This window comes from Succinimonas sp. (genome assembly GCF_045225735.1).
Classification (GTDB): Bacteria; Pseudomonadota; Gammaproteobacteria; order Enterobacterales; family Succinivibrionaceae; genus Succinimonas.
The window spans coordinates 1-5,451 of sequence record NZ_JBGVBR010000339.1 but is presented as its reverse complement, the minus strand read 5'-3'; the positions used below and the strand labels follow the sequence as shown (position 1 = coordinate 5,451).

Below are 5,451 nucleotides of genomic sequence, written 5' to 3'. Positions count from 1 at the left end.
AAGGACTTCAGCATGAGGAACCACCTTGGCAAAAAAGGATTGCAGTTTGAGACAGAAAGGAAGGGCGGGAGATGCAGAGATGAAGATGCCGCACCGGGAGTTCAGATCCGGTTTTATCAGCATCTTGGCCCGCTCTTTTAATGTATTGTAGGCGCTTTCCCGGGAAATACCGCGAATACGGTCACGAATGCCGGACTCGTCCCCGAACCCCGGGCAGGTTCCGGAGAAAACAGCTGAGAAAAGCAAAAAATGAGAAAGAGAGCCGGTATTCAGGATAAGTCATTTTCAGGGGTGTTACATCAGAGTAGCTATTAACTATAACAGAAGCTCTGACAAACTTGCAGGCTACGACATCATTTATATCCGGTTACCCCGCTCCGGTGTTAAAATCGGAAGAGGACGAACCAAGCGGGATTTACGGAGATCTGAGATGAACGGATTACTTACCAGGGCTTTTCTTAGAGGGTTCATTTTGCTGTCCCTTGCGATATTCCCGGCATCATTTGCGGCAACAGAGGTACTCAGGGATGCCTCCGGGAATCGTATCGGCACTATGGAAAAGGATTCATCGGGGCGTCATGTGGTGTACCGGGACAATGCCGGAAACCGGGTGGGTTCGGCGGATGTCGATTCCTCCGGGCATATGGTTTTCCGGGACAGCGCCGGAAACCGCGTGGGCACGGCTGATGTTGATTCCTCGGGGAATCTGGTTATCCGGGACAGCGCGGGGAATCGCACCGGCACCGGCACCAGAGACGGCGCGGGCCGCATGGTATTCCGGGACAGCGCCGGGAACCGCACGGGCACCGGGGAAACCGATGCTCAGGGGAACCGGACATACCGGGATGCCAGCGGCAATATCACCGGCTACGGCGGCCGCTGACGGAGTCAGGCCTTCATTTGCTAACTCAGGAGACAGAAGATGAAACGTTTTTTTCTGCGGGCAGCCATTCATTCAGTCATGCTCTCAGCCATGCTGGCGCTTCTCCCCGCCATTTTCTCTTCCGGAGCGGGGGATGCCGCTGCCGCCGCGGAGGTCGTGCGGGACAGGTACGGGAATCGCATTGGCACCGCGGAAACTGATTCCCGGGGCAAAACCGTATACCGGGATAAATACGGGAACCGCACCGGCACCGCGGAAACGGATTCCCGGGGCAAAACCGTCTACCGGGACAGCTACGGGAACCGCACCGGCACCTCCGAAACCGATTCCCGGGGGAGAACCGTGTACCGGGATCGGTACGGGAACCGCACCGGCACCGCGGAAACCGATTCCCGGGGGAGAACCATCTACCGGGATCAGCATGGGAACCGCACAGGGGAGAGCAGCCGCTGACCTGCGGCAGCAGCTGAGAGGGCTGAATTTTCAGGAACGAACGGAGCAAACAGGGAGAACAGGATATGAAGAAGGTGTTACTGGCATTAACGCTGCTTAGCGGGGCGGTTCTTTTTTCTCAGGATGTCCTGGGGGCTCCGGAGGTGATTCGGGACAAGTACGGAAACCGCATCGGCACCGCGGAAACTGACTCCCGGGGCAAAACCGTCTACCGGGACAGATACGGGAACCGCATGGGCACCGCGGAAACGGATTCCCGGGGCAAAACCACCTACCGGGACAAATACGGGAACCGCATGGGCACTTCGGAAACCGACTCCCGGGGCAAGACCACCTACCGGGACAGATACGGAAATCGCACGGGCACCGCGGAAACCGACTCCCGGGGCAAAACCACCTACCGGGACAAGCACGGGAACCGCAAGGGCACCAGGGGGCGCTGAAGCCGGATCCGGCCGGCCCGCATAAGACCGCGGCTTAATCGGACATAAAAAACCCCGGCGGGGCGCTGCGCCGCCGGGGCTTTTAACTGACTCTCAGCTGAGATTCAGATCTTTCACGCTGTCAGAGAGAATGCTGCCTGTGCCGGGTTTTTCGTTCCGGCGCAGCGGTCAGTCATTCCCCCGATTGTCGATTACCAGAACCGGACGGGCGGCATCATCAGCTTCATCGGCCTTTTCATCAGCATTCTGGTCAGCCTTTTCATCGCCAGTCTTTTCGCCGTCAGACTTCTCATCATCTTTGGCATCAGCTTCAGCCTCGGATTTGCCGAGAACGTCCTTGATGGTGGCAATGAGATCGTTTCCGGAATACTTGTTATTGTCCTTCATGTCGCTCTCTGCCTGAGCCACGATAGTCTGAGTGAGCTCCCGGCATTCGGAAAGGTCATAGTCATCGCTGCCCCAGCTTACCGCCTCCATAAGATCCCGGAGCTCCTCCAGGGATTTCGGGAGCTTGTCCTTTCTGGCCAGAACTTCGCCGGCAACTACGGTTTTGAGGTCATTTTCATCGCGGAATCTGACATTGTAGTCAACGCTGTCGTAGACGGTCTTTTCGCTGGCCCCGGCCTCTCCGGCAATGCTGGTCAGCCGGTCGCGGTACTCCTGAAAGTCATTGAAGGCGGAGGTGCCGCTGAGTTCGATATCCGTAAGGGTGGAGTACGGGGAAATAATGTACCAGACGCCGTCATTCATATCCCGGTTCACAAAAATATTGCGGGACATGACAATGTCGCTCCCGGTATCGTCTCTGCCGTCGTAGATGTAATCCCGGGCGCCTTTCCGGGACACGGCAATCGCCTGAAGCGGGGTGTCGCCGCGGCTCCGGAGATCCTCCTTCCAGACACTGAGATGCACGAGGCCGTAATCATCGGCATAGGCCCGGGGTTCATTGCGATCCCATTCAAAGTTGCGGTTCATGTCAATGAACACCATGGCATCATCGAGATAGCCGTCGATCACCTGAAGATCCACCAGAACAGTGTCATCATCCTCGGGATCGTCATGATGATGGTGGTGGTGATCACCGCCGCCGCAGCCGGCGGCGGCAAAGGCCAGGGCCCCGAAAATCAGCGCTGCGGATTTGCTGAATTTGCATTTCATAATTGACTCCTTAACTTCTCCGTTATCCCGCAAGAAAGAATCTCAAAGCTGCCTGAAACAAGAAAAAACTCCGGTAGCCTTGCATTTTGACAGCGAATCAGCTTTAAAGTTCTGTTATGCGGCCGATCATTCATTAAACTGCCATGCTCTCGTCAAAGCGAATCGCCTCGAAACGAAAGCGGGGGTAAACAGGGCGCAAATGGCGGCTCGTAAAAAGCTCAGGACCTGACGGAATATGCGGTCAGATGATGAAACGGCAGAATAAGAGGAGAAATCAGGGCGGGAGCGGGATCGGCGCGGCAGGGCAAAAAAAAGAAGAAACTGATGCCGGATAACAGCGCCAGTTTCTAAACAGTTTCTAAATTAAATAAGGCACCAACCAAAGTATCACAGCTTTGCTGGAAAAGCAAGGATTTGCTTCTGCCGGCGTGATCCTCCCGGGAAGACTTTTCAAGGATGGTCATAAGGATCCGTCTCTTCAGTCTCAGTCAGATCCGCGGGCAATGAACCGCGCCGGGTTTGCGAGTTTCCGGAACCGCAAATCCGGGCGGGGCGGCAGCGGCGGGGCAGATTCGAGTGTTCACGAATAATCGTTATTTTTCCCGGAAAAATGTGATCTGTCCCGGAATCCGGCGGTTTTTACCGGAGCTCTGCTAACCGGTAATTTTTTCTAAAAATGTGAACTACTTCACATAATTTAAACAAAGTCGGAATTTGACACCTGAAAAAAGCGGTTATTTTACACACGTCTCATTCTTTGCAATAAAATAGGCAAATTTTACTTGTCTGTTAAAGATATCGACAGTTCTGCGCGGCCGGTGTCACATGTCACAGACCCGCCCGGGAGCCCGCGGCTTCCGGCATGAACTATTTGTTAAACGTTATGGAGTAATCTGCTTCAATGAAGATATCCAACACCGAAAAGAAGCGCATCAGAAAGAGCTTCGGTCAGAGACCGCAGTTCATTGACGTGCCTTACCTGCTTTCCATTCAGGTTGATTCCTACGATCGTTTCATCACTCCGGATCACAACGGAGAATGCGGCCTTTCCAATGCCATAAAGAGCGTATTCCCCATTGAGAGCGCCAACGAGCAGGCCGTTCTCGAGTATGATTCCTTCCGCCTGGACGAGCCTGAGTTCAATGTCCGCGAGTGTCTCATCCGCGGCGCCTCCTACCAGTCCTCCCTCAGGGTTAAGCTCCGCTATGTCCAGAAGGATAAGGATCACAAGGTGGTCAACGTGAAGGAGCAGGAAGTCTACATGGGCGAAATCCCCCTGATGACGGAAAACGGCACCTTCGTTATTAACGGCACCGAGCGCGTGGTGGTTTCTCAGCTCCACAGATCTCCCGGCGTCTTCTTTGACAGCGACAAGGGCAAGAACTATCCCGGCCGTACCATTTTCGGGGCCCGCGTGATTCCCGCCCGGGGCTCCTGGCTGGACTTCGAGTTTGACCACAAGGACAACCTGTTTGTCCGCATTGACCGCAAGAGAAAGCTTCCGGCCACTCAGCTCCTCCGTGCCTACGGCTTTGACAACGAGCAGATCATCAATACCTTCTTCGACACCACCTTCTTCGAGCTCAAGAACGGCAAGGTCTGGATGGAGGTTATCCCCGAAAGACTCGACGGTCAGACCCTGAGCTTCGATGTCCGGGTGGGCGATCAGGTCATCGTGGAGAAGAACAAGAAGATCTCCAAGCGCCACATCAGACAGCTGGCCAAGGCCGACATCACCAATACCATTGAGGTTTCCAAGGGCGTCAAGGTCAAGGCCATCGAAATTCCCGAGGAATATCTCTTCGATAAGCTGCTGGCTCACAACTACTATGACAAGCAGGGCAACCTGATTGCCGAGGTGAATACCAACATCACCGCCGACGTGCTTTTGAATCTTGCGGAAAACAAGATCAAGAAGTTCGAGGCCATCTACACCAGCAACGTTGACGACGGTCCCTTCATCTCCTCCACCATCACCATCGATCCCACCATCACCCAGAAGGACGCTCTTTACAGCATCTATGCCACCATGCGTCCCGGCGACAGACTGGACGAGGATACCGCCAGAGATTTCGTGGACAGAATGTTCTTCAATTTTGACCACTACGATCTTTCCGAAGTGGGCCGCATGAAGTTTGACGAGCACTTTAAGGAAAACGAGGCTCTGGCCAACGGCGTCAAGTCTCTGGTTACCGCCGGCGAATACAACAAGGACGATTCCTGCGTGTTTATCAAGGACGGCGTGGTTTACATGGAATTCCCCGCCTTCCTGAAGGCCGCCGCCGCCACCAAGGACAAGACCGCCGAGCTCATTCCGTCCCGGATTCCGGATCGCGGCTACTTCAAGTTTTTTGACAATCTGCAGCGCTCCGTCATTCCAGCCGTGACCGACGGAAACCCCGATAACGAAAAGCGCTATATCCGCGACGTTACCGTAAATGGCCAGGACAAGCGCATGTTCTGCATCCGGCTTTCCGATGTGCCCCTGGATGAGAACTGCGAGGATTTTGCCGG

At 54.8% G+C, this 5,451-nt stretch carries 5 protein-coding genes and 1 pseudogene; 4 read left to right on the top strand and 2 right to left on the bottom strand.

The genetic code is table 11. The features are described 5' to 3' along the window. On the bottom strand, nt 1-246 hold a 246-nt coding region (locus tag ACJROR_RS12005; RefSeq protein WP_406547233.1), incomplete at its 3' end, for a hypothetical protein. A 184-nt stretch (nt 247-430) separates the two neighbouring features. Between ACJROR_RS12005 and ACJROR_RS12000 the strand changes: the two genes are divergently transcribed. From ACJROR_RS12000 to ACJROR_RS11990, 3 genes are all read left to right on the top strand, one after another. Next, nucleotides 431-883, top strand: a complete 453-nt coding sequence (locus ACJROR_RS12000) for a hypothetical protein (protein WP_406547232.1) — start codon at nt 431-433, stop codon at nt 881-883. Nucleotides 884-922: 39 nt separating this feature from the next. Further along, nucleotides 923-1,336, top strand: a complete 414-nt coding sequence (locus tag ACJROR_RS11995; RefSeq protein ID WP_406547231.1) for a hypothetical protein — start codon at nt 923-925, stop codon at nt 1,334-1,336. Nucleotides 1,337-1,401: 65 nt separating this feature from the next. After that, a complete protein-coding gene (locus tag ACJROR_RS11990; protein ID WP_406547230.1) occupies nt 1,402-1,779 on the top strand; it encodes a hypothetical protein in 378 nt (125 codons plus the stop codon). Between the two features lie 168 nt (nt 1,780-1,947). Here ACJROR_RS11990 and ACJROR_RS11985 read toward each other — a convergent pair whose 3' ends face one another. Then, nucleotides 1,948-2,937 carry a hypothetical protein gene (locus ACJROR_RS11985; RefSeq protein ID WP_406547229.1) on the bottom strand — a complete coding sequence of 330 codons (990 nt, stop codon included), beginning with the start codon at nt 2,935-2,937 and terminating at the stop codon, nt 1,948-1,950. Between the two features lie 901 nt (nt 2,938-3,838). Between ACJROR_RS11985 and rpoB the strand changes: the two are divergent. Then, a pseudogene (rpoB, locus tag ACJROR_RS11980) lies at nt 3,839-5,451 on the top strand (DNA-directed RNA polymerase subunit beta); the annotation flags it as partial.